Here is a 971-nt window from a genome sequence, read left to right on the forward strand (position 1 = left end):
ATTATCCGTTGCACCTGTTCCGGTAATTAAGCTATAGGTAAATGTGTCTCCTGTATCTGGATCTGTGGTAGTGAGATTACCAACTACTGTGTTAATGGCTTGATTCTCTGCAACAGTGCTATTACCTAATGTAATGTTAGTGGGTGCTTGGTTAGTAAACTCACTCACATTAATAATCTTTAAACCACCTTCATCATCAGCAACATAAGCGTATTCACCCACCACTTGTACACTCGAAGCATAGCCAGATGTATCATAATTGCCCTTAATGGTGGGGGTAGTGGGGTTGCTAATGTCTATTATTTGTAGTCCTGAACCACTATCAGCTATATAAGCGTAATTACCGACTACTTGCACACCCCAAGCATTGCCAGATGTATCATAATTGCCCTTAATGGTGGGGGTAGTGGGGTTGCTAATATCAATTATTTGTAGTCCTGACCAACTATCAGCTACATAAGCATAGTTACCGACTACTTGCACACCATTGGCAGATCCTGATGTATCATAATTGCCCTTAATGGTGGGGGTAGTGGGGTTGCTTATGTCTATTATTTGTAGTCCTGAATCATAATCAGCAACATAAGCGTAGTTACCGACTACTTGCACACCTGTAGCATAGCCAGATGTATTATAATTGCCCTTGAGGGTGGGGGTAGTGGGGTTGCTAATATCAATGATTTGTAGTCCTGAACCACCATCAGCTACGTAAGCATAGTTACCCACTACTTGCACACCATTAGCATAGCCAGGAGTATTATAAATGCCTTTGCGGGTGGGGGTAGTGGGGTTGCTAATGTCTATTATTTGTAGTCCTAAATAAGCATCAGTAATATAGGCGTAGTTACTGATTACTTGCACATTTGTAGCATAGCCAACATTATAATTATAATTGCCCTTGAGGGTGGGGGTAGTGGGGTTGCTAATGTCTATTATTTGTAGTCCTGAACCACTAACAGCAACATAAGCGT

Annotated in this window: 1 protein-coding gene; it reads right to left on the minus strand. The window is 41.5% G+C overall.

Features of this window, described 5'->3' with window-relative positions; all coding sequences use genetic code 11:
• Window positions 1-971, minus strand: a 971-nt coding sequence (locus tag ACIR310F_RS23815; RefSeq protein WP_414534269.1) for an LVIVD repeat-containing protein, incomplete at both ends; no start/stop codon positions are given.

This window comes from Dolichospermum circinale AWQC310F (genome assembly GCF_000426925.1).
Classification (GTDB): domain Bacteria; phylum Cyanobacteriota; class Cyanobacteriia; order Cyanobacteriales; family Nostocaceae; genus Dolichospermum; species Dolichospermum circinale.